Genomic DNA, 21,672 nt, shown 5'->3' on the forward strand with positions numbered 1-21,672 from the left:
AAGCCAGCGCCGAAGCAGCACCAAGTAGTTTGCGTCGAGTAATCATGCTCTTACCTCCCGTGAGGTACAACGTAACAAAAAACCGGGCGCGCTCACGAGTGCTCTTTGCGGTCTTTTTCGGCATGCCGGCCTGGCAGTTCACCGAAAACGTGGTTGACCGTCTTCGTCTCATTGCAGGCAGCGCTGAAAGCGCTGCCATTCAGCAATTGCTTGCCGACAGGAATGACCTGTTCGCCGATAAGAATGCCGAGCAGGCCGACGAGAGCAACCAGCGGCGGCGCTGGCGAGCGCACGTTGAGCAAACTGTAGACGATGCCGACGAGCAGACCGGCGCCGAGGGAAAGGACGTAGAGTTTCATGGGCACACCTCGAATTGGCGTTGGGCCGCATCGCCTGATGATGCGGCCCAGCTTGCGCAAGGAAAGGACAGAGGCACACGTTCATATTGCATGCCTGTTTGTCCGATGCCAAATTATTTCTTGGCGGGATTCGGCCCGATGCGTTCGCCGTGTTTGACGCGTTCAGGGCCTTTGTGGACATGGGTGACCGCATAGTCGATGCCCATGCCATAGGCGCCGGAATGTTCTTTAACGAGGCCGGTGACAGCGTCGTAAGTTTCCTTGCGTGCCCAGTCGCGCTGCCATTCGAGTAGCACCTGCTGCCAGGTCACCGGCACTGCGCCAGCCTGCACCATGCGATCCATCGCGTACTTGTGCGCGTCGAGCGAGGTGCCACCGGAGGCGTCGGCCACCATGTAGATTTCGTAGTCGCCTTCGAGCATCGCGCATAGCGCGAACGTCGTGTTGCAAACCTCGGTCCACAGTCCGGAGACGACGACCTTCTTGCGCCCGGCGGCGGCTAGCGAATCGCGCACGTTCTGGTCGTCCCACGAATTCATCGACGTGCGTTCGAGAATCTTTTGTTCGGGGAAGACGGCCAGCAGTTCCGGGTAGGTGTTGCCGGAGAAGCTGTCGGTCTCGACGGTGGTGATTGTTGTCGGGATATTGAAGATCTTCGCTGCCTTGGCCAACCCCACGACATTGTTCTTGAGCGTCTGCCGGTCGATAGACTGCACGCCGAACGCCATCTGTGGCTGTTGATCGATGAAAATGATCTGACTGTTCTGCGGGGTCAGGACCTCAAGATATTTGTTCGACATGAATGACTCTCCTTTGTGGTGATTAATGTGGCGGCATGGTGTCGGGGACATGCGATCTACCGATAGCAATAAAGTCGCTGGCCCGAGTCGGGCGCGGGGGAAGAGCCGCTATAACTCCCGCGCCGGAAAATGGTCAGCTGGCGGGTAGCGTGCCAAGTGAGGAGCTGGCGTGGACCGCATTACGGCTGAAGGGAAAGCGTCCTGACATGGCGGTACTCCGTGCGATGGGCTATTTGCGATGCAGGCAGTGTAGGAGGCTTCGCCGACAATGAGAATCGAAGAAAAAGAATTCCACCCTTTCCAAAATGGATGCAATTCGGTCAATTTTTCTTGTGCCGCCAATATGGCATCTATATCATCGATCCATCTTCATTCTTTCCAAAAACCACATGAAAAAACTACCGGATTTGGAAGCATGGGCCATTTTCGCGAAGGTTGCGGAGACGGGATCGTTTGCCCGTGCTGCCAGCGCGTTGTCCGTCTCGCAGGCGACGGTGTCCAAGGCCATCACCCGGTTGGAAGCGCGTATGAAGACCATGTTGTTCCATCGCACGTCGCGTCGCATGACGCTGACCGAGAGCGGCTATGTCGCATTGGAACGTGCGGCACGCATTCTGGAAGAAGGGGAGGCAGTGGAGGCCGAGATTGCCGAGCAGTCCAGCGCTCTGCGTGGAGTGATCCGCGTCTCGGCGCCGATGTCGTTCGGCATCTCGCATCTTGCGCCGGTATTGCCGGAATTCATGGCAGCGTATCCTGACGTTGAATTGGATATCCAGTTCAACGACAAGCATGTGGATCTCGTGGCCGAGCGTTTCGATCTCGCGCTGCGTATCGCCAATCTTGTCGACTCCAGCCTGTTGGCGCGGCGGCTTTGCACGGTACGCATTCTGCTCGTCGGCACGCCCGCGTATTTCGCACGTTACGGACGGCCGCAACATCCGCGTGACTTGGTGAATCATCGGGCCTTGCAATATGTCTACGCCCACTACGGAATGAGCTGGCGCTTTCACCATAAAGAGCATGGAGAATTTTCCCAGTCGATACCGGTGCATTTGCACGTCAATAACGCTGAAGCGCTGGTACCTGCATTGCTAGCCGGGCAAGGGTTGGCGTTGCAGCCGGAATTCCTGGCCTGGCAGGATTTGCAATCAGGCGTGTTGGAAACGGTGATGGAGGATTGGGAAGCAGTACCAATTGGTTTGCATATCGTGACCCCGCCCGGACGCAGCCGGCCTGCACGTGTGCAGGCCCTGATCGAATTTCTGACCGAGCGTTTCTCCAATGCACCTTGGGCCTATGGCGCCGAAGACTGAACGCGCTGTATGTGCGTGTTACATGCAGTAATGCGATATCAAGCCTTGATGCGCGACGCAATATGCGCCAGCGCTTCTTCCACCTGATCGACGAGGATCAGGCACAGATCGCCCGATTTCAAATGATCCAGCGCAGTATCGATGGCGAGGAATTCGCCGCGGATTTCGTTGATCGATTGCGTGCGTTTCGCCTTCGCCAATCCTTCGCGCAACAGCTTCACCACTTCGCCGTCGGCGCGTCCGCGCTGGCACTGGTCTTCGTAGAGGATCACATCGTCGAATGCATCGCCGAGGATTTCGGTCTGGCGGCGGATGTCGTCGTCGCGCCGGTCGCCGGCGCCGCTGATGACCACCGTGCGGCGTTTCGACGGCATCGCTTCGACGGCGCTGGTCAGCGCCTGGATCGCATCCGGGTTGTGGCCGTAATCGGCGATGACGGTGGCGCCGCGATGCGTGAACATGTTGAAGCGGCCCGGCGTGGTGTCTGCGCCGTTCTGGAAAGTGCGCAAGCCTTTGCGCACCACGGCCCAGTCCAGTCCCAGCCCCCATGCAGCGCCGATGGCGGCCATCGCGTTTTCGACCTGGAAGCCGATTGCGCCGTTGTAGGTGATCGGAATCTCGGACAGCGACAGACGTTGTTCGAATTGTCCTTCGACGGCAACGATCGCATCGCCATCGAGATGGACGACGCGCTTGCCTTGCGCGCGATGCGCGGCCAGTACGGTCTGGTTGCGGTCTTTTGCAAAGTAGATGATGTTGCCGGGGCAGCTGGCAGCCATGTTGGCGACCATCGGATCGGCTGCGTTCAGCACGCCGTAACCGTTCGGCGCGACGTTCTGCACGATCACACGCTTGACGACGGCGAGGTCTTCGACGGTGGAGATGAAGTTGAGTCCGAGATGATCGCCGACGCCGATGTTGGTGACGACGGCGACGTTGCAGCGGTCGAAGGCGATGCCTTCGCGCAGGATGCCGCCGCGCGCGGTTTCGAACACGGCAGCATCGACATCGGGATGTTGCAGCACGTTGCGCGCACTGCGCGGACCGCTGCAGTCGCCGGTATCGATGCGTTCGTTTTCGATGTAGACACCGTCGGTGGTCGTCATGCCGACGCGGTATTTGTTGGTGCGCAGCATGTGCGCGATCAGGCGCACCGTGGTCGTCTTGCCGTTGGTGCCGGCGACGGCCACGACCGGAATACGGCCATCGTCGCCTTCCGGGAACATCGTGCTGACGATGGCTTCGCCGACCGGGCGGCCCTTGCCGAACGACGGCTTGATGTGCATGCGCAGACCCGGCGCGGCGTTGACTTCGACCACGCCGCCGCCTTGTTCTTCCAGCGTCTGGATCACGTTTTCGCAGACCAGGTCGATGCCGGCGATGTCGAGGCCGACCATTTGTGCGGCTTCGACCACGCGCGCCGCCAGTTGCGGATGCACGTCGTCGGTGACGTCGGTCGCGGTACCGCCGGTGGAGAGATTCGCATTGTCGCGCAGCAGCACCGGCGTGCCCTTGGCGGGAATGCTGTCGAGCGTGTAATTCTTCTTCGCCAGCGTGGCCAGTGTGATGCTGTCGACGCGGATCTTGGTCAGCGGTGTCGCATGGCCGTCGCCGCGCAGCGGATCGAGATTCACCTGTTCGATCAGTTGCGCGATTGTGTGCTCGCCGTCGCCGATCACGGCAGGCGGCGAACGGCGCGCGGCGGCGACCAGCTGCTTACCGACCACCAGCAGACGGTAATCCTGGCCCGGCAGATAGCGTTCGACGACGACGTCGTCGCAAATCCTGAATGCGACTTCGAACGCGGTCTTCACTTCGTCTTCCGTCTTCATGTTGACGGCGACGCCCTTGCCCTGGTTGCCGTCGCGCGGCTTGACGACGACCGGCGCGCCGATTTCCTGCGCCGCGGCCCAAGCATCGTCGGCGGTCGAGACCGAGCGGCCGTCCGGCACCGGCACGCCGGCGGCGGCCAGCATGACCTTGGTCATTTCCTTGTCCTGCGCGATCGATTCGGCGATGGCGCTGGTGAAACCGGTTTCGGCCGCCTGGATGCGGCGTTGCCGGCTGCCCCAGCCGAACTGCACCATGCTGCCTTCGGTCATGCGGCGGAACGGTACGCCGCGCGCGACGGCAGCGTCGACGATGGAGCCGGTGCTCGGACCGAGGCGGATGTCTTCATCTAGCGCGCGCAGGCGGGCCAGCGCTTCGGCCAGATTGAACAGCTGATCATTCGCGGCGGCATTGCACAGTTCCAGCGCCAGATCGAAGGCGAGTCGGCCGACCTGTTCTTCCGTGTATTCGACAACGACCTGGAAGATGCCGTGCTCGACCGTGCGGATCGCGCGGCAGAAGGTGACGGGGCAGCCGGCCTGCGCCTGCAGGCCCAGTGCAGCGGCGGCCAGTACGTGAGCGACCGAGACACGGCCTTCGTCGCGTGTGACGTCGAGGAACTTGATCTTGGGGAAGCGGGCGCGGATGCGATCCTCGAAGCCAGGCAGGCCGGCGATGTCGTGTTCGGGATCGGTGCACGACACGATCGCTTCGAGCGACGTGTGGCGACTCCAGAGGTTGGGACCGCGCAAGGCGCGAACGCGAGAGATTTCCATCAGGTATTCCTTGTCATGGGCGTGCGCCTGTTCGAGCTGTCCCGTTTGTTCGTCATGGGATGGCGCGCGTGTCTTTCTATTTGCATGTTCGGGGAAGGAGGCTCAGGCGGTGACCGGTACGTCGGCCGCATGCTCGAAGGTTTCGAGGCCGGTGCGGATCAGCGCTGCATCGAGGCCGAGCGCCCAGGCGGCGGCCGTCGCGGCGAGCACCGCTTCCGTCATCAACGGTTGAGAGGCCGGATCGGCATACGGCAGCATCGCCAATTGGCCGGCGACGATTTCCTGCATGCCGGTCGCCAGCACGATGCTGTCGTCGCGCAGCACGACGCTGCGGCCGTTCTGCGCGCGATGCGCCGCCAGTGGTGCGGCATCCGGCGTGACGGAGAAGAAGATCACTTCGCCGTCGCTCAGTTCGGCCAGCGCCGCCACGCGCGCATCGGCGGCGTTCAGCACGGCAGCACCGTCCGGCAGCACCAGATCGACCTGCGTGCGCATGACCTTTTCGGCCATCTCGTCGGCACTGTCGATGTAGTGGCGCGGCAGGCTGTGGCCGGCATCGATACGGGTGACGACGCCGATCTGGCAGCGGTCGTAGATCACGCCTTCGGTGAGGATGGCTTCGGCGCCGTTTTCCAGCACGGCGATTTCCACCATGCGGTTCATCAGCACTTGCCGCGCGGCGTTGCCGTTCGCGCTGTCGCGCCTGACGACCTTGCGTTCGCGCAGGAACAGTCCGTTGCTGCAGGCCAGGCCCACGTAGTTGCCCTGCAGATGCAGCAGCCAGGCGATCAGGTGCGCGGTCGGCGTGGTGCCGGACGAGCCGGTAATGCCGACCACCGGGATGCGGCCGCTGCCGGTTTCGCCGAACAGATGGTCGACGATGGCGCGACCGACCGGACGCGGTTGGCCGCTGGCCGGTTTCAGGTGCATCAGCAGGCCCGGGCCGGCATTGACTTCGACGATGGCGCCGCCCTGTTCGGGCAGCGGTTTCGAAATGTCTTCGGCGACCAGGTCGATGCCGGCGATATCCAGCCCGACCACGCGCGCGGCTAGCGTCGCGGTGGCGGCCACGCTCGGATGCACCTGATCGGTGATGTCGAAGGCGACGTTGCCGTGGCGCTGCACCAGCACTTCCTTGCCGGCCGGCGGCACCGATTCGGTCGTGTAACCCTGGCGCGACAGTTCCAGCAGGATCACACCCGGATCGTCGTTCTCGTCGATCAGCAGCAGGTTCAGCGGATGTTCTTCGCTGGCGCCGCGGCGCGGATCGCTGTTGAGTTGCGTGTCGATGAGTTTGGCGATGGTCGATTTGCCGTCGCCGGTGACGTAAGCCGATTCGCCGCGTGCGGCGGCGATCAGCTTGCCGCCGATGACCAGCAGGCGATGTTCGTGGCCGCGGATGAAGCGTTCGACGATGACGTCGCTGCCTTCGCGGTCGGCCAGTTCCCACGCCGCTTCGATTTCGGCCTGCGTGGAGAGATTGGTGGAAACGCCGCGGCCGTGGTTGCCGTCGGACGGCTTGACGACGACCGGCAGGCCGATGTCCTGCGCGGCTTCCCACGCATCGGCCGGGCTGTCGGCCACGCGGCCTTCCGGCACTGGGATGCCGCAGGATTCCAGCAGGCTCTTGGTGAGTTCCTTGTCGCTGGCGATGCTTTCGGCGATGGCGCTGGTCTGGTCGGTTTCGGCAGTCCAGACGCGGCGCTGTTTGGCACCGTAGCCGAGCTGCACCAGGTTGCCGTCGTTCAGGCGCAGCGACGGAATCTTGCGGTCGGTAGCGGCATCGACGATGCAGGCGGTGCTGGGGCCGAGTGCGACCGATTCATGGATTGCGCGCAGCTTGTCGACGGTGGCGGCGACGTCGAAGGGTTTGTTTTCGATGGCGGCCATCACCAGATCGCGCGCGGTGGCCAGCGCGGCACGGCCGACTTCTTCGTAGCGCACGCGCACGACGACCTTGTAGACGCCGCGCTGCGAGGTTTCGCGCGCCTTGCCGAAGGCGCTCGGCATGCCGGCCAGGTTCTGCAGTTCGATCATCACGTGTTCCATGATGTGCGCCGGCCAGGTGCCGTCGCGCAGCCGCTGCACGAAGCCGCCGCGTTCGCCGACGCCGCAGTGGTGTTCTTCCAGTGTCGGCAGGAAGCCGACCAGGCGCTCGGCGAAGCCGGGAATCATGTTGGACGGAAAGTCCTCCAGCTCGCCGATATCGACCAATGCCTCCAGCGCCGGATGGTAAGTCCAGATGTTCGGTCCCCTCAGATGCATCGTCTCGATGATCCGGATGGTTTTGTTATTCATTTGTTGTTCGTTAGATAACGAATTTGATTGGTGGGGAAGCCAAAAAACAGTTGGCTAAAGAAGGCCTCAACGCGTGCCGGATGACTTTGGTTTACAGGATGTTGAAATTATTCTTGTCTGCGTGCGGATCATACGCGCGAAGCCCGACAGCAGGTGAACGTTTGGATATACTTGCCGCCACTTGCGGCAAAAACGCAACCCTTTTGCTCACCACTCGATCACCATTCGCGACCCGCCTCGAATTCGACAGCATGAACGACCGCCCTTCCCCGGTTTCCGGGGCGCTCTGATGAATACCGTTGCCCCTCTTTCCGTTACCCGATCCGCCGTGCCGGCGGCCTGGCAGGATGTGCAATCGCGGCTGGGCGATGGCGAGACGATTGTTGCCTGGCTGGAACTCGATCTCGATGCCGCGCTGCATTTCACGCCCGGCATCGTCGTGCTGACCAATCTGCGCCTGCTGTCGCGCGGCCAGGGCGATGCAGGCTGGCAGGATTGGACGTTGCACCCCGACCTGTCGCTGCGCCATGCCGATCATGCCGGCGTGGGCAACCTGGAACTGGTGGATGCGGCATCACGGCTGGTGCTGTGGCGCTATACGCTGGGCCGTAATCCTGCTGCATTGCAATTGATCGCCGCCTTCGAAGCGCTGGGTAAGCAGCCGATTTCCGGTGCGCCAGCCGAAGCGGCGCAGACTGAAGAGGAGGAGGACGACAGCGATGCCGATGGCGAAACCGAAGAGCAGGCATCGTCGCCGGCCGCGCTGTTCCGCCTGTGGCGTTTCGCCAAGCCGTACAAGGGCCAGTTGATTCTCGGTTTCCTGCTGACGCTGGCATCGACCGCCGCCACGCTGGTGCCGCCGTATCTGTCGCTGCCGCTGATGGACAACGTGCTGATCCCGTACCAGAACGGCGTGCCTATCGATCACCATCTGGTCTCGCTTTACCTTGGCGGCCTGTTCGCCGCCGCGCTGCTGGCGTGGGGACTGGGCTGGATGCGCACCTACATCCTCGCGCTGGTGTCCGAGCGCATCGGCGCCGACCTGCGCACCACCGCCTACGAACACCTGCTGAAGCTGTCGCTCGAATATTTCGGCGGCAAGCGCACCGGCGACCTGATGACGCGCATCGGTTCCGAAACCGACCGCATCTGCGTGTTCCTGTCGCTGCACCTGCTCGACTTCGCCACCGACGTGCTGATGATCGCGATGACGGCCGGCATCCTGATTTCGATCAATCCGTGGCTGGCGCTCGTCACCTTGCTGCCGTTGCCGTTCATCGCGTGGATGATCCACGTGGTGCGCGACAAGCTGCGCAACGGCTTCGAGAAGGTCGACCGCATCTGGTCGCAGGTCACCAACGTGCTGGCCGATACGATTCCCGGCATCCGCGTCGTCAAGGCGTTCGCGCAGGAAAAGCGCGAAGCCGCGCGCTTCCGCGATGCCAACCAGCACAACCTGCAGATCAACGATCGCGTCAACAAGGTCTGGTCGCTGTTTTCGCCGACCGTCACCTTCCTGACCGAAATCGGCCTGCTGGTGGTGTGGGCGGTCGGCATCTGGCAGGTGGCGAACGACCAGATCACGGTCGGCGTGCTGACGGCCTTCCTTGCCTACATCAGCCGCTTCTACACGCGCCTCGATTCGATGAGCCGCATCGTTTCCGTCACGCAGAAGGCGGCGACCGGCGCCAAGCGCATCTTCGACATTCTCGATCACGTATCGTCGGTGCCGGAGCCGGCCAATCCGGTGAAGCTGGAAAAAATCCGCGGCGACATCGTCGTCGGCAATATCGGTTTCCGCTACGGCAATCGCGCAGTAATCCGTGGCCTCGACCTGCACATCCATCCCGGCGAGATGATCGGCCTGGTCGGCCACAGCGGTTCCGGCAAGAGCACGCTGGTCAACCTGATCTGCCGTTTCTACGACGTCTCGCAAGGCGCGATCACGGTCGATGGCGTCGACATCCGTTCGATCTCGATTCCCGACTACCGCCGCAATATCGGCCTCGTACTGCAGGAACCTTTCCTGTTCTTCGGCACGATCGCCGACAACATCGCCTACGGCAAGCCGGATGCGACACGTGCCGGAATCATCGCCGCTGCGCGTGCTGCCAACGCGCATGAATTCATCCTGCGCCTGCCGCACGGTTACGATTCGATGGTCGGCGAACGCGGACAGACCTTGTCCGGCGGCGAGCGCCAGCGTATCTCGATCGCACGCGCGCTGCTGATCGATCCGCATATCCTGATCCTCGACGAAGCGACGTCGTCGGTCGATACCACCACCGAGCGTGAAATCCAGAAGGCGCTCGACAATCTCGTGCACGGCCGCACCACGATCGCGATTGCGCATCGCCTTTCCACACTGCGGCGCGCCGACCGCATCGTCGTGATGGATCGCGGCCAGATCGTCGAGATCGGTTCGCATGAAGAACTGCTGGCGCGTCGCGGTGCCTACTTCAAGTTGTATCAGGCGCAGGCGCGCCAAGCGGAAAACGATCTGCTGGAAGATGCGGCATTGCTGAACGGAGGCGAGGCATGAGCGATTTCTCGAACATCCGCCTGACGCGCAATGCCTTCGGCAGGCTGGCTTTCACCGGTGCGGACGGCGTCGCGCACGACAACGTGGTGCCGGTGCGCGCCTTCCCGATCGCCGCGCCCGAAGAAGGTATCGCCATCGTCAGCGCCGACGGTCACGAATTGTTGTGGATAGACGCATTGAACGCATTGCCGGAAACGGTACGCGCGTTATTGAAGGAAGAACTGGCGAATCGCGAATTCCTGCCGGAAATTCTGCGCATCAAGAATGTGTCGGCTTTCGCCTCGCCCAGCACCTGGCAGGTCGAAACCAGTCGCGGCGATACGGCGCTGGTATTGCGCGGCGAGGAAGACATTCGCCGTATCGGCGATGCTTCGCTGATGATTGCCGATACGCACGGTGTGCAATTTTTCATCCGCGATTTGAAGAAACTCGACAAGCACAGCCGCAAGCTGCTGGACCGCTTCTTGTAGCCGCAATCCTGTACCGAATACCGGCGCTGCATGAATGTGCGCCGTCCTCGAAGGAGGCAGAATGTCCGATCACTTGCCGGAAGCGTTGCGCAATCTCTCTCTGCCCGTCATCGCCGCGCCGATGTTCATCGCCAGCGGTCCCGCACTGGTCGCCGCGCAATGCAAGGCCGGCATCGTCGGCGCATTTCCCGCGTTGAATGCAAGACCGGCTGAAGTACTCGACGGCTGGCTAACCGATATTCAGTCGGAACTCGCTACGTGGAAGCATGCGCATCCGTCGACAACAGTCGGCCCGATCGCCGTCAACCAGATCGTCCATCAATCGAACGACCGCCTCGCGCACGACGTTGCAGTCTGCGTGCGGCATCGCGTGCCCATCATCATTTCTTCGTTGCGCGCGCCGCCGCGCGAAATGCTGGATGCGATTCATGGTTACGGCGGCATCGTGCTGCATGACGTTATCTCAATCCGTCATGCGGAGAAGGCGCTGGAAGCCGGCGTCGACGGTTTGATCCTGGTCTGCGCCGGTGCCGGCGGCCATGCCGGCACGCTGTCGCCGTTTGCATTGGTAGGCGAGGCGCGCCGGCTGTTTTCCGGGCCGCTGGTGTTGTCCGGCGCGATCGCCACCGGCGATGCGGTGCTGGCGGCGCAGGCGATGGGCGCGGACCTCGCCTACATCGGCACGCGCTGGCTGGCGACGCAGGAAGCCAACGTCGCGCCGGCCTATCGCGATGCGCTGATTGCATCGTCTGCGGCCGATGTCTTCTACACGAACCTGTTTACCGGCGTGCACGGCAACTACCTGCGCGCGTCTATCGTCAACGCCGGCCTCGACCCCGACAATCTGCCGGTGGCCGACAAGTCGAAGATGAATTTCGGTTCCGGCGGCGACAGCAAGGTCAAGGCATGGCGCGACATCTGGGGCGCAGGACAGGGCGTCGGCCTGATCGACGATGCGCCAAACGTCGCCGAAGTCGTGCAGCGGCTGAAGACGGAATACGATGCGGCGCGGGCGCGCCTGAAACTCTGACATCTTTCAGGTCTGCCCGCGCAGCCATGCGATCGCATGATCGATGCGCGTGATCGCAATCCACGAATTACCGTCTTCGCACTACAGCCCCCGGATTACAGCCCCATCTCGCTGCCCATCCCCATCAGCGTCATCACGCCGAGTATGACGAAGATCACGGCCGCAATCCGGTGCACCAGCGTCACCGGCAGGCGTCCCGCCAGCTTGCTGCCGCAATAGACGGCGGGTACGTTGGCCAGCATCATGCCGAAGGTAGTGCCGGCCAGCACCGGCCAGAAGGCATGGAATTTCGCGGCCAGCGCGACGGTGGCGATCTGCGTCTTGTCGCCCATTTCGGCGAGAAAGAAGGCGATCAGCGTGGTGGTGAAGACGCCGTATTTTGCCAGCTTGGCATCGTCTTCATCGAGCTTGTCGGGGATCAGCATCCAGCCGGCCATTGCGATGAAGGAAATGCCGAGTATCCAGCGCAATGTTTCCGGCCCGAGCGCCTGCGTCAGCCATGAGCCGATCGCGGCGGCAAATGCATGATTGAACAGCGTGGCGACCAGAATGCCTGCGGCGATCGGCAAGGGTTTGCGGAATTTTGCTGCGAGAAGGAAGGACAGGAGTTGTGTCTTGTCGCCGATTTCGGCCAGCGCGACGATGCCGGTCGAGACGAAGAAGGATTCCATCAGAAGAGACTTTCCAGGGCCGGACGATTCAACCAAAGACCAAGCAACGACTCCGGCCCTTGCAAGTCGTCGGTTGATCAATGGTCTCGCCAAATCTTGCGATCATCTGCACCATGGCCTGCGGGCCAAATGTGTTGATGCAGATGCCTTCGTTGCCGAAGGCCGGCTACTCCCCAGAGTTCGGACGCGAGTCTAGCAAACTGCGCGCGGAGGAACAAGGTTTTTTCGTCCGGCAACGCAAAATCGGCAACGGGAATTATTACCGTTTCGTGCGTTCTTATTGATGATGCAATCTTTCTGCGCAATTGCGCTCACGCAACCTCAAGGAGGGCCACACATGCAGACGGACAAGCCGGGCACGACGATGCCCGAAGCACAGGTTTCTACCGACAAGCGCCACGACAGCCGGGCCGGCATGCGCGAAGAGAAGGATGGCGATCGTTCCTCGCCGCGCCTGCCGCATGAACATGATGAATCGTTCGACAGTCAGGACGATGCGCCGCGCGACATCATCAAGCGCGCGCACGACGATATCCAGGAAGGCCAGCTCGACACCGACAGGCGCGGCATGGCGGGCGTGGAGGAAATCCGGCGTGATCATCCCGATGCGACACAGAAGCAATTACCGGAATCGTCCCGCAATCCGCCGAGCACACCGAAGAAGTGATGATGGCGTGAACAAACAAAAAGCCCTCGCAAGAGGGCTTTTTTACGTTGGCCGTACGTCGATCGTCAATCGGCGATGCGTATGTCGCCGGATGCGGAAGAGCGTGTGTTCGGCAGCGGCTGGTTGCTGCAGCCGTGATAGGCGAAGGCGACGGAAGTTTTCACCTTGTCCGACGTGTTCACGCCGGCGGCGTGGAACAGCAGGCTGTGGAAGAACACGACGTCGCCGCGATGCAGTTCCACTGCCTTGCCTTGCTTGAACAGCGCCTGGTTCTCCGGATGTTCGGGGCGCAGGAACAGCAGTTCGTCCAGGCGATCAGGCGCGATCTGCAGGCGATGCGAGCCGGGAATGAACTTCAGGCTGCCGTTGCTGGCAACTTCATCGCCCAGCGCCAGCCAGACGCAGATCAGGTTCGGTTGCGAGAACGACCAGTAGCGGATGTCGCGATGCCAGCCAGTGGCGGTGCCGTATTGCGGATGCTTGGTCATCACGCAGTTGTGATGCGCCAGCGTCAGGCAGACCGGTTCGCCGAACAGCTGGCGCAGTTTGCCGGTCACGCGCGTATCTTCGGCCCAGTCGTGGAAGACCGGCGCGCGGTCGTAGGCGCCGCGCAGGCGGCGTATGGTGCGGCCGCCTTCCGCCTCCAGCGATGTCGGCGCGCCGGCATAGCCGAGCTCCGCTTCGTATTCGAGCGGCTGCTGCGCTTCCTGCAGCTGCTGTTGCGCGACGGCCAGCATGCGTTCGCATGCGGCTGCATCCTGCATGTTCCTGAAGACCAGATAGCCGTCCTGCTCGAACTGCGCGATCTGCGCAGGCGACAGGGCGGATTCGGCGGCGGTGGGCGTGCTCATGGGGTCCGTTGATACGTGGTTGGCGTGAAGCAATCAGTGTAGCGCCGATCGCTCCGTTTTGCCGACGGCGCGTGCCGTCGGCGGGGCGTATCAGGCGTCGGCAGGATTTTTCGCTGCGGCGTTCTGCGGCTGCGATGGTGATTGCGGCTGTGCTTGAGATTGCGATACGGCGATACGATTGCGGCCTTTTTCCTTGGCCTGATAGAGCGCGCGATCGGCGCGCGTGAAGAAGTCGGCCGACGATTCGTCGCGCGCATATTCGGCGATGCCGAGGCTGGCCGTCAGCAGGATATCGCCGCCGCGCAGCGCGAAGTCGTGGTTGGCGATGGTGCCGCGCAGTTTTTCGGCGATGGCGATCGCCTGCTGCAGCGGACAGTCCTTCAGCAGGATGAGGAATTCCTCGCCGCCCCAGCGTGCAACGATGTCGTTCTCGCGCACCGATTTCTTCGTGATGGTGGCGATTTCCTGCAGGATGCGGTCGCCGGCCAGATGGCCGTAGTTGTCGTTGACCATCTTGAAGTAGTCGATGTCGAACAGCACGGCACACAGCGGGCTGCCGCGCCGTTCGCTGTCGAGGATGGCCTGATGGAACACCATCTCGAATGCCTGGCGATTCAGCAGGCCGGTCAGCGTGTCGGTGCCGGCGATGGTTTCCATCTGCTCGTGCGAGCGGCGCACGATGAACAGCACCATGCCGAGGATCAGCAGCGTGACGATCGCGCTGATGGCGATGTTGATGTACAGCATGCGCTGCAGCGGCAGCACATCGTCGGCGAGATCCTGTTCGACCAGCAGGTACCAGTCGAGCTCGGGAATGAAGCGCGAGCTCATCAGGATCGTCTCGTGATCGCGCTTGTATTCGAGTTGCGTCGGCGTGGTGCTCTTGTTGCCCAGGATTTGTTTCGCGATGGTGGAAACGCCGGGCAGCTTCTGGATCGTGCCATGCATATCGTGCATGGCGCGCATCGATTTGCCGGTCAGCTTGATGGCGCCGTTCTGATCGACGAAGTAGATGGTGCGATGGAAGCGGGTCTGATAGCTGTCCAGCAGGCCGGCCATCGTATCCAGCGTCAGGCCGACGCCGGTTGCGCCGAGGAAGTTGCCGTCGTAGTCGACGACGCGATGATTGATGAAGATCGTCATCGCATCGCGGTTGGCCATGTCGATGTCGACGTTCGTTTCGTAATCGGTCTTCATGTCACGCACGCGGTAATACCAGACGTCGCGCGTTTCCTTTTCGCTGACCGTCTTCAGCAGGCCGTCGCCGTAGTAGTAGCGATGCGTGGGGTCGGAAACGAGAAAGCTGCTGATCGTGCCGTATTTTTCCTTGACCTCTTTCAGGTAGCGCGCGATCTGCTTGACGTCGGTTTCGCCGGCCAGCATCCAGTCGCGCAGGAAAGTGTCGTTGGCCATCAGCGACGAGATGAAGACCGGGCGCAGGATGTCCTTCTGGATTTCGGAATAGATGTTGTCGCTGGTCAGCGGCAGCGCCTGTTCGGCGACGCGCTGGCGAATCGCATCGCGCGAGACGACGTAGCTGATGACGCTGGTGGTGAGGAAGCCGGCAACCAGCAGCAGGCTGATCCAGATGAGCAGGCGGTATTTTTCCGGAAGAAGACGCATAGGCTGAAGAAAGGGAATCGGTCGCAACGATGTCCGTGAGGTGCGGCTCTCCCGGCAACGGGCAATTATAAGGAGGACTGCTGCGGCGATGGCGGAATTTCGCGCATGCTGTTGCAGCGCGGATGCATCATTCCGTCAGACCGTCCGGCGTGTAGGCGTTGCCGGCCTCGTTCCATTTCTTCACGTGCCACTTCCAGTGGATGCGGCCGGTCACGTTGCCTTCTTCGTCCAGACCTTCGACCGGGCCGTGGAAGACGGCGAACATCACGCCGCCGTGCGGGCTGACGGGCTGATGCACGGCGCCTTCGTTCTCGTACAGATAGCTGCCGGCATCGAAGCGCGTGTCGGGATCGTCTTTGTAAAAGAAGCCGCCTTCGAGCATGTAACCTTCTACCGCGCCGACATGGCGGTGGACCGGCGCTTCCGCACCGGCTTCGAAACGGATCAGCAGCGTGAAGCTGCCCGTCGTTGCGTTCGCATGCAGCAGCTTGAACTGTGCGCCGGGCATGGCCCACGGTACCCAGTCCATCGTGTCGGGACGGCAGGTGGAGAGTGTGGCGGGCGTGGTCAGGGCGTCGGGGCGTGGAGCGGACATCGATGTTGCGCACAGGCGTTACGTATAATCGGCCATTCTATAACGACCCCTTCGGGCCTGCCGTCGCCATGCGGCAAGCGCGAAGGCCGAAACAGAAAGGACCATGATGCGTACGACAACTCTTCCTTCCGGCGAAACCGTTCCCGTGCTCGGCCAGGGCACCTGGTTCATGGGCGATCATCGCAACCGCCGCGACGAGGAAATCGCCACGCTGCGCACCGGCCTCGATCTCGGCATGACGCTGATCGACACGGCCGAGATGTACGGCGACGGCGCGTCGGAAGAGCTGGTCGGCGAAGCGATCGCCGGCCGCCGCGATGAGGTTTTCCTGGTCAGCAAGGTCTTGCCGAGCAATGCTTCGCGCAACGGCACGATCGCCGCTTGCGAACGTAGCCTGCGCCGCCTCGGCACCGACCGCCTCGATCTCTATCTGTTGCACTGGCGTGGTCGCACGCCGTTTGCCGAAACCATCGAAGCGTTCGAAAAGCTGCAGCGCGACGGCAAGATCCGCCGCTGGGGCGTCAGCAACATGGATGTTCACGATATGAAGGAACTGCTGCGCGCGCCGGGCGGCGATGCGGTGGCGACCAATCAGGTGCTGTACAACCTGACGCGGCGCGGCATCGAGTTCGACCTGCTGCCGCAGGCGCAACAGCGCGGCCTGCCGCTGATGGCATACTCGCCGATCGAGCAGGGACGCCTGTCGCATTGCCCCGAGGTGCAGGACATCGCCGAACGCCACGGCGTAACGCCGGCGCAGGTGGCGCTGGCGTGGGTACTGCGCCAGCAGGGCGTGATCGCGATTCCGAAGGCATCGAAGACGGAACACGTGCGGCAGAATCGTGCGGCGCTGGACCTGCAATTGACCGAGCAGGATCTGGCAGAGCTGGACGAAGCGTTTCCGCCGCCGTCCAGCCCCGAACCGCTGGAAATGCTCTGATACGAATCCGTGTGACGGATTGCGGAATCAGGTTTCCGATATCTGCAATCCGCCGCGCAGCAGGTCGACCGCCAGCCGGCAGAAAGCGTCGGCCTGGCTTTCCTTCATCCGCGCATGCAGCGTGACCGCATCGCCATAGACCGCATCGAGCACGACGACGCCGTGCTGCTCGCATAGACGGCGCAGCGTCGATTCATCGGCGAACGGCAGGACGAAGCGCCGTTCGCACATCGCTTCCACCGGCATCAGCTCCGCCAGCTTCATCGCCTCCGACACCGCCTGCCCGTAGGCACGCGTCAACCCGCCCGCGCCCAGCTTGATGCCGCCCCAGTAACGCACGACGACGGCCAGCACGTTGAATACATCCTTGTGCACCAGCACGTTGTACATCGGTCGCGCCGCAGTGCCGGACGGCTCGCCATCGTCGTCCAGTCCCGAATCGCCGTCGCAGACCAGCACCCAGCAGAAATGCACGGCGTTCGGATGCTGCGCACGCAGTTCGGCCAGCTTTGCCTGCGCTTCGGCGCGCGTGGTCAGCGGATACAGCAGCGCGATGAAACGGCTCTTCTTGATTTCGATTTCGGCGGAAACGGGAGCGGCGAGTTGATGCATGAAGAAGCGGCAAACGGTGAGGGCGCGATGCAAACGAGATGGAATCGGACTGCAATGAAGCACAACAAGGTGCAACAAGATGGAAATGATAAGCGATGTGCCGCTGTCATCGTGCGCCTGCGCCGTTTATCCGTTCATGTCATCCGGCCAATGTGCCGGTCAGCGTGGTGACGAGGCGATTGATCAGCGCGCCGCCGGCGATCAGCCAGCCGAACAGCAGCGCCGCCAAAATCAGAGGTTTGATGCCGGCGCGGCGGATCGCCGAAAGATGCGTCGTCAATCCCAGCGCGGCCATCGCCATCGTCAGCAGCCAGGTATCGATGTCGATTGCGTCGGCGCGCAACGCGGGCGATAGCGGTGCGACCGTATTCAGGCCGACCACCGCGAGGAAGGCGAAAGCGAACCACGGAATCGTTACGCGCGCCGCTTTGCCGTCGCGGTGCGATGGATGATGCCCATCCGACTGCTGTACCGCAGATGAATCGCGACGCATCCACAACGACAGCGCGAGCAGAAAGGGCGCCAGCATCATCACGCGCACCAGCTTGGCGATGACGGCGCTGTCGGCGGCCTGCGGGTCGATCGTGCGCGCGGCGGCCAGCACCTGCGCTACTTCGTGCACGGTCGAGCCGATATAGATGCCGAATCCGGAGGCGTCGGTAGGCAGCAGGCGCCAATCGGGATGCCAGTGCAGATTCCACTGATACAGCAGCGGATAGAGCGCAATCGCCAGCGTGCCGAATACGACGACAGTCGATACTGCAACGGTCACCTTCTCGGCGCGCGCCTTGACGATGGGTTCCGTCGCCATCACCGCGGCGGCGCCGCAAATGGCGCTACCCGCACCGATCAGCACAGCCGTATCGCGATCCAGCCCCAGCATGCGTCGGCCGACGAACAGCGACAGCGCAAACGTCGACGTGAGCACGAGTGTGTCGATGACGATGCCCGCTGTGCCGACGTGACCGATGTCGTGAAAGGTCAGCCGGAAGCCGTACACCACGATGCCGGCGCGCAGCAGCGTCTGCTTGGCGGCGGTGACACCGGGCCCGCATTGCGTGCCGATATGCGGATAGACGGTATTGCCGAGAACGATACCGAGCAGGATGGCCACGATCAATGCACTCAGCCCATGCGCCTGCAGCCACGGCAGTTCGCCGAGCCGGATCGCCGCCAGCGCGATCGCGGTGCTCAGCGCGAAGCCGGGCAGCCAATGCAGCAGACGCGGTACGGATATGCCGCGGGTCGAGGCAGAACGAGAAACAGGGCGGGAGGTATGCATACAGGCTACGGCAAGGAAGGGAATGCCGTGAGTCTAGGCAAGGTAGATCAATTGATAAAACGATTTGTTTATCTATAATCAACCTGAAAAATCGATATGTGAATTTGAAAGGCAAAGGACATGCGCCTCACCCTCCGACAATTGCAGATCTTTCTTGCCGTTGCAGACCACGGCAGCACGATGGCCGCCGCCGATGCCGTGGCCCTGTCGCAATCGGCTGCCAGCGCCGCGCTGAAGGAACTGGAAAGCCTGCTCGGCATTCACCTGTTCGATCGCGTCGGCAAGCGCCTGATCCTCAATGACAACGGCCGCATGCTGTTGCCGCAGGCACGCCAGATGCTTGATGCGGCAGCGACCATCGAAGCGCAGTTCCACCAGCCCGATGCCGCCGATGCGGTTGGACTGCGAATAGCCGCCAGCACGACGATCGGCATTTATCTGCTGCCGCCGATGCTGGCGCATTTTGCGCAGCATTCGGCATCGGTGCCGCAGGTCACGATCGCCAACACGCGCGCTGTGGCAGCCGCGGTGGCGGCATTCGACGTCGACGTCGGCCTGATCGAAGGGCCGTGCCACGAACCGGAACTGCGCGCGGAACCGTGGCTTGCCGACGAGCTGGTGGTGGTCTGCGCGCCGCATCATCCGTTTGCCGGGCGCGACGGCAAGGTGCCGCTGGCCGATCTGCGGCAGGCCGGCTGGCTGCTGCGCGAAGTCGGCTCCGGCACGCGCGAAGCGGTCGAGCATGCGCTGCTGCCGCATCTGCACATGCTGCATTCGGCCGGCGAATTCAGCAATGCGGAAGCGATCAAGCATGCGGCGGCGGCCGGTCTGGGCCTGGCCTGCCTGTCGCGGCTGGTCGTCGCCGATCTGGTGGAAGCCGGTCGGCTGGTCGAATTGCGTACGACCTTGCCGCGCCTGCAGCGCCACTTCTATCTGATCCATCGCCGCAACAAGCTGTTGTCGGCACGACTCGAATTCTTCATGCAGTTCTGCCGCAACTGGGCGAATTGATCTCGATGGGTGCTGACCGATGTCGATTGACATTGCGGCATGCCGTTGTGGCATGTCGCGATCGCATTAAAAAAACGTGAGGTATTTCTCAGAATTTCTTTAAGAAGTGCAGTCTGTCCGCCGATAAGAAAGTTTTGGTAGTTGATTTCGGGGCATGGCTGCAAGATCAGCTCGGCGCGTTCGGTAAACCTGCCGATTGTTCTTCGTCCGCCTGCAATGACATTGTGTGATCCACTTCATTGAAAGAGACGGGAAATGAAAAATCTGAAGATCGGCCAGCGTCTGGCCTTGAGTTTTGGCAGTGTCGTCGTCGTGTTGATCATCCTGGCAACGATTGCCTTTTCCCGCATCGATCGTCTCGATCAGGCCATCACGCTGACCAACGAAGACCGTTATCCGAAGACCGTGCATGCCAACACCATCATGGACGAGCTCAACGAGACTGCGCGCAACATGCGCAACACTCTGTTGATGACGAGCCCCGACGAGATCAAGGGCGAGCTCGACAATATCGCAAAGAGCTCGCAGGTGATCACGCAGTCGCTGGACGCACTGGACAAGACCATCAAGTCGGAAGAAGGCCGCAAGCACATGGCGGCGCTGATCGAGGCGCGCGGCCAGTTCAGTCCGCTGAAGGATCGTTTCGTCACGCTGATGTCGGATGGCTTGAAGGAAGAAGCGCATGCCCTGCTGTTTGCCGAACTGCGTCCGGCGCAACTGGCCTACATGGTGGGACTGGGAAAACTGATCGATTACCAAGGGCTGCTGATGAAGCAGTCCGGCGACGAAGCGCATAGCATGGCGAATCAGGCGAAGGAACTGGTGGCGGCGCTGTCGGCGATGGCTGTCGTCATCAGCCTGATCCTGGCTTTCCTCGCGACGCGCAGCATCACGCGTCCGCTGACGCAGGCGGTTGGCCTGGCGCGCAAGGTCGCCGATGGCGATCTGACTGGCACCATCACCGTCACGTCGAAGGATGAAACCGGCCAGTTGCTGCAGGCGCTGAAGGAGATGAACGAAAGCCTGGTGAAGATCGTCTCGCAGGTGCGGCTCGGCACCGATACGATCGCCGCCGCTTCCACGCAGATCGCCACCGGCAACCTCGATCTGTCGGCGCGCACCGAAGAACAGGCCAGTTCGCTGGAAGAAACCGCGTCGTCGATGGAAGAGCTGACGTCCACCGTCAAGCAGAATGCCGACAACGCGCGCCAGTCGAACCAGCTGGCGCAGAGCGCATCCGAAGTGGCGGTGCGCGGCGGCGAGGTCGTCTCGCAAGTGGTGGAGACGATGGGCTCGATCAACGATTCGGCCGGCAAGATCGTCGACATCATCGGCGTCATTGACGGCATCGCGTTCCAGACGAATATCCTTGCGCTGAACGCGGCGGTCGAGGCGGCGCGCGCCGGCGAGCAGGGGCGTGGCTTTGCCGTCGTCGCAACCGAAGTGCGCAACCTTGCGCAGCGCAGCGCCAGCGCGGCGAAGGAGATCAAGCTGCTGATCAACGATTCGGTTGAAAAGGTCAACACCGGTTCGCAACTGGTTAACGAAGCCGGCACGACGATCAAGGAAGTGGTCGACAGCGTGCGCCGCGTGACCGACATCATGGGCGAGATCACGGCTGCCAGCCAGGAACAGACATCCGGCATCGAACAAATCAACGAAGCCGTCATGCAGATGGACCAGGTCACGCAGCAGAATGCGGCACTGGTCGAGGAAGCGGCCGCCGCTGCGGCATCGCTGCAGGATCAGGCGAGCAATCTGTCGCACGTCGTCAGCGTCTTCAAGCTGGACGGCAATGCGGTCGTCATCCCTTCCGCTGCGCCGAAGGCGCTTGCCGGAACCGCCGGCAGCAGCGTCGCGGGCAGTGTGAAGCCGCAACAAAAGCCGGCGCCGAAACTGAAGGCTGTGGCATCGAAAGCCGAAAGGAAGGAACCGACGGCAGTGCCTGCCGGCGAGGGCGACTGGGAAGAGTTCTGATCGTCGTTTGACGATGAAAAGTAAA

Annotated in this window: 18 protein-coding genes and 1 riboswitch; of the genes, 8 read left to right on the top strand and 10 right to left on the bottom strand. The window is 62.1% G+C overall.

The window, feature by feature from the left end; translation table 11 throughout:
- Positions 1-92: 92 nt before the first annotated feature.
- Both ACO1VH_RS13560 and ACO1VH_RS13565 read right to left on the bottom strand, forming a co-directional pair.
- Positions 93-359 carry a XapX domain-containing protein gene (locus tag ACO1VH_RS13560; RefSeq protein WP_486244994.1) on the bottom strand — a complete coding sequence of 89 codons (267 nt, stop codon included), beginning with the start codon at positions 357-359 and terminating at the stop codon, positions 93-95.
- 113 nt (positions 360-472) lie between these two features.
- Positions 473-1,159: a hydrolase gene (locus ACO1VH_RS13565; protein WP_486244995.1), complete on the bottom strand. Its 687-nt coding sequence runs from the start codon at positions 1,157-1,159 to the stop codon at positions 473-475.
- A 389-nt stretch (positions 1,160-1,548) separates the two neighbouring features.
- Here ACO1VH_RS13565 and ACO1VH_RS13570 point away from each other — a divergent pair, with 389 nt between their 5' ends.
- Complete coding sequence (locus tag ACO1VH_RS13570) at positions 1,549-2,472, top strand: LysR family transcriptional regulator (RefSeq protein ID WP_486244996.1); 924 nt, start codon at positions 1,549-1,551, stop codon at positions 2,470-2,472.
- 38 nt (positions 2,473-2,510) lie between these two features.
- On the opposite strand, the gene cphA is transcribed toward ACO1VH_RS13570, so the two are convergent.
- A complete protein-coding gene (gene cphA / locus ACO1VH_RS13575) occupies positions 2,511-5,078 on the bottom strand; it encodes a cyanophycin synthetase (protein ID WP_486244997.1) in 2,568 nt (855 codons plus the stop codon).
- A gap of 102 nt (positions 5,079-5,180) precedes the next feature.
- A complete protein-coding gene (locus ACO1VH_RS13580; RefSeq protein ID WP_486244998.1) occupies positions 5,181-7,376 on the bottom strand; it encodes a cyanophycin synthetase in 2,196 nt (731 codons plus the stop codon).
- 289 nt (positions 7,377-7,665) lie between these two features.
- On the opposite strand from ACO1VH_RS13580, the gene ACO1VH_RS13585 reads away from it, so the two are divergent.
- The 3 genes from ACO1VH_RS13585 to ACO1VH_RS13595 all read left to right on the top strand — a co-directional run bounded on the left by ACO1VH_RS13585 (position 7,666) and on the right by ACO1VH_RS13595 (position 11,418).
- Entirely contained in the window at positions 7,666-9,918 is a 2,253-nt protein-coding gene (locus ACO1VH_RS13585) for a cyanophycin metabolism-associated ABC transporter (RefSeq protein WP_486244999.1), read from the top strand.
- Positions 9,915-10,388 carry a cyanophycin metabolism-associated DUF1854 family protein gene (locus ACO1VH_RS13590; RefSeq protein ID WP_486245000.1) on the top strand — a complete coding sequence of 158 codons (474 nt, stop codon included), beginning with the start codon at positions 9,915-9,917 and terminating at the stop codon, positions 10,386-10,388. The genes ACO1VH_RS13585 and ACO1VH_RS13590 overlap by 4 nt, the downstream gene beginning before the upstream one ends.
- A gap of 61 nt (positions 10,389-10,449) precedes the next feature.
- Positions 10,450-11,418 (top strand): NAD(P)H-dependent flavin oxidoreductase, encoded by a 969-nt coding sequence (locus tag ACO1VH_RS13595; RefSeq protein WP_486245001.1) that lies wholly within the window; start codon positions 10,450-10,452, stop codon positions 11,416-11,418.
- Positions 11,419-11,513: 95 nt separating this feature from the next.
- Here the strand turns inward: ACO1VH_RS13595 and ACO1VH_RS13600 are convergent, their stop codons facing one another.
- Entirely contained in the window at positions 11,514-12,089 is a 576-nt protein-coding gene (locus ACO1VH_RS13600; RefSeq protein ID WP_486245002.1) for a TMEM165/GDT1 family protein, read from the bottom strand.
- Between the two features lie 18 nt (positions 12,090-12,107).
- Positions 12,108-12,276, bottom strand: a riboswitch (yybP-ykoY riboswitch).
- A gap of 150 nt (positions 12,277-12,426) precedes the next feature.
- On the opposite strand from ACO1VH_RS13600, the gene ACO1VH_RS13605 reads away from it, so the two are divergent.
- Entirely contained in the window at positions 12,427-12,756 is a 330-nt protein-coding gene (locus ACO1VH_RS13605; protein ID WP_486245003.1) for a hypothetical protein, read from the top strand.
- Positions 12,757-12,821: 65 nt separating this feature from the next.
- On the opposite strand, the gene ACO1VH_RS13610 is transcribed toward ACO1VH_RS13605, so the two are convergent.
- From ACO1VH_RS13610 to ACO1VH_RS13620, 3 genes are all read right to left on the bottom strand, one after another.
- Positions 12,822-13,607 carry a phytanoyl-CoA dioxygenase family protein gene (locus ACO1VH_RS13610; RefSeq protein ID WP_486245004.1) on the bottom strand — a complete coding sequence of 262 codons (786 nt, stop codon included), beginning with the start codon at positions 13,605-13,607 and terminating at the stop codon, positions 12,822-12,824.
- Between the two features lie 90 nt (positions 13,608-13,697).
- Complete coding sequence (locus ACO1VH_RS13615) at positions 13,698-15,230, bottom strand: sensor domain-containing diguanylate cyclase (protein ID WP_486245005.1); 1,533 nt, start codon at positions 15,228-15,230, stop codon at positions 13,698-13,700.
- Between the two features lie 127 nt (positions 15,231-15,357).
- On the bottom strand, positions 15,358-15,825 hold the full coding sequence (locus ACO1VH_RS13620) for a 2,4'-dihydroxyacetophenone dioxygenase family protein (protein WP_486245006.1): 468 nt from the start codon (positions 15,823-15,825) through the stop codon (positions 15,358-15,360).
- Between the two features lie 106 nt (positions 15,826-15,931).
- Between ACO1VH_RS13620 and ACO1VH_RS13625 the strand changes: the two genes are divergently transcribed.
- The gene (locus tag ACO1VH_RS13625) at positions 15,932-16,765 is read left to right on the top strand and encodes an aldo/keto reductase (protein ID WP_486245153.1); all 834 of its coding nucleotides are present in this window, start codon (positions 15,932-15,934) and stop codon (positions 16,763-16,765) included.
- 27 nt (positions 16,766-16,792) lie between these two features.
- On the opposite strand, the gene ACO1VH_RS13630 is transcribed toward ACO1VH_RS13625, so the two are convergent.
- Both ACO1VH_RS13630 and ACO1VH_RS13635 read right to left on the bottom strand, forming a co-directional pair.
- The gene (locus ACO1VH_RS13630) at positions 16,793-17,377 is read right to left on the bottom strand and encodes an IMPACT family protein (protein WP_486245007.1); all 585 of its coding nucleotides are present in this window, start codon (positions 17,375-17,377) and stop codon (positions 16,793-16,795) included.
- 139 nt (positions 17,378-17,516) lie between these two features.
- Positions 17,517-18,659 (bottom strand): YeiH family protein, encoded by a 1,143-nt coding sequence (locus ACO1VH_RS13635; RefSeq protein ID WP_486245008.1) that lies wholly within the window; start codon positions 18,657-18,659, stop codon positions 17,517-17,519.
- A gap of 120 nt (positions 18,660-18,779) precedes the next feature.
- Here ACO1VH_RS13635 and ACO1VH_RS13640 point away from each other — a divergent pair, with 120 nt between their 5' ends.
- Together ACO1VH_RS13640 and ACO1VH_RS13645 are read left to right on the top strand one after the other, a co-directional pair.
- Positions 18,780-19,670, top strand: a complete 891-nt coding sequence (locus ACO1VH_RS13640) for a LysR family transcriptional regulator (RefSeq protein WP_486245009.1) — start codon at positions 18,780-18,782, stop codon at positions 19,668-19,670.
- Positions 19,671-19,925: 255 nt separating this feature from the next.
- A complete protein-coding gene (locus ACO1VH_RS13645) occupies positions 19,926-21,647 on the top strand; it encodes a methyl-accepting chemotaxis protein (RefSeq protein WP_486245010.1) in 1,722 nt (573 codons plus the stop codon).
- Positions 21,648-21,672 lie beyond the last annotated feature (25 nt).

It is taken from the genome of Oxalicibacterium sp., from assembly GCF_057353965.1.

Coding starts and splice junctions, on each gene's coding strand:
- ACO1VH_RS13560 (WP_486244994.1), bottom strand. CDS start 359: ATGAAACTCTACGTCCTTTCCCTCGGCGCCGGTCTGCTCGTCGGCATC.
- ACO1VH_RS13565 (WP_486244995.1), bottom strand. CDS start 1,159: ATGTCGAACAAATATCTTGAGGTCCTGACCCCGCAGAACAGTCAGATC.
- ACO1VH_RS13570 (WP_486244996.1), top strand. CDS start 1,549: ATGAAAAAACTACCGGATTTGGAAGCATGGGCCATTTTCGCGAAGGTT.
- cphA (WP_486244997.1), bottom strand. CDS start 5,078: ATGGAAATCTCTCGCGTTCGCGCCTTGCGCGGTCCCAACCTCTGGAGT.
- ACO1VH_RS13580 (WP_486244998.1), bottom strand. CDS start 7,376: ATGAATAACAAAACCATCCGGATCATCGAGACGATGCATCTGAGGGGA.
- ACO1VH_RS13585 (WP_486244999.1), top strand. CDS start 7,666: ATGAATACCGTTGCCCCTCTTTCCGTTACCCGATCCGCCGTGCCGGCG.
- ACO1VH_RS13590 (WP_486245000.1), top strand. CDS start 9,915: ATGAGCGATTTCTCGAACATCCGCCTGACGCGCAATGCCTTCGGCAGG.
- ACO1VH_RS13595 (WP_486245001.1), top strand. CDS start 10,450: ATGTCCGATCACTTGCCGGAAGCGTTGCGCAATCTCTCTCTGCCCGTC.
- ACO1VH_RS13600 (WP_486245002.1), bottom strand. CDS start 12,089: ATGGAATCCTTCTTCGTCTCGACCGGCATCGTCGCGCTGGCCGAAATC.
- ACO1VH_RS13605 (WP_486245003.1), top strand. CDS start 12,427: ATGCAGACGGACAAGCCGGGCACGACGATGCCCGAAGCACAGGTTTCT.
- ACO1VH_RS13610 (WP_486245004.1), bottom strand. CDS start 13,607: ATGAGCACGCCCACCGCCGCCGAATCCGCCCTGTCGCCTGCGCAGATC.
- ACO1VH_RS13615 (WP_486245005.1), bottom strand. CDS start 15,230: ATGCGTCTTCTTCCGGAAAAATACCGCCTGCTCATCTGGATCAGCCTG.
- ACO1VH_RS13620 (WP_486245006.1), bottom strand. CDS start 15,825: ATGTCCGCTCCACGCCCCGACGCCCTGACCACGCCCGCCACACTCTCC.
- ACO1VH_RS13625 (WP_486245153.1), top strand. CDS start 15,932: ATGCGTACGACAACTCTTCCTTCCGGCGAAACCGTTCCCGTGCTCGGC.
- ACO1VH_RS13630 (WP_486245007.1), bottom strand. CDS start 17,377: ATGCATCAACTCGCCGCTCCCGTTTCCGCCGAAATCGAAATCAAGAAG.
- ACO1VH_RS13635 (WP_486245008.1), bottom strand. CDS start 18,659: ATGCATACCTCCCGCCCTGTTTCTCGTTCTGCCTCGACCCGCGGCATA.
- ACO1VH_RS13640 (WP_486245009.1), top strand. CDS start 18,780: ATGCGCCTCACCCTCCGACAATTGCAGATCTTTCTTGCCGTTGCAGAC.
- ACO1VH_RS13645 (WP_486245010.1), top strand. CDS start 19,926: ATGAAAAATCTGAAGATCGGCCAGCGTCTGGCCTTGAGTTTTGGCAGT.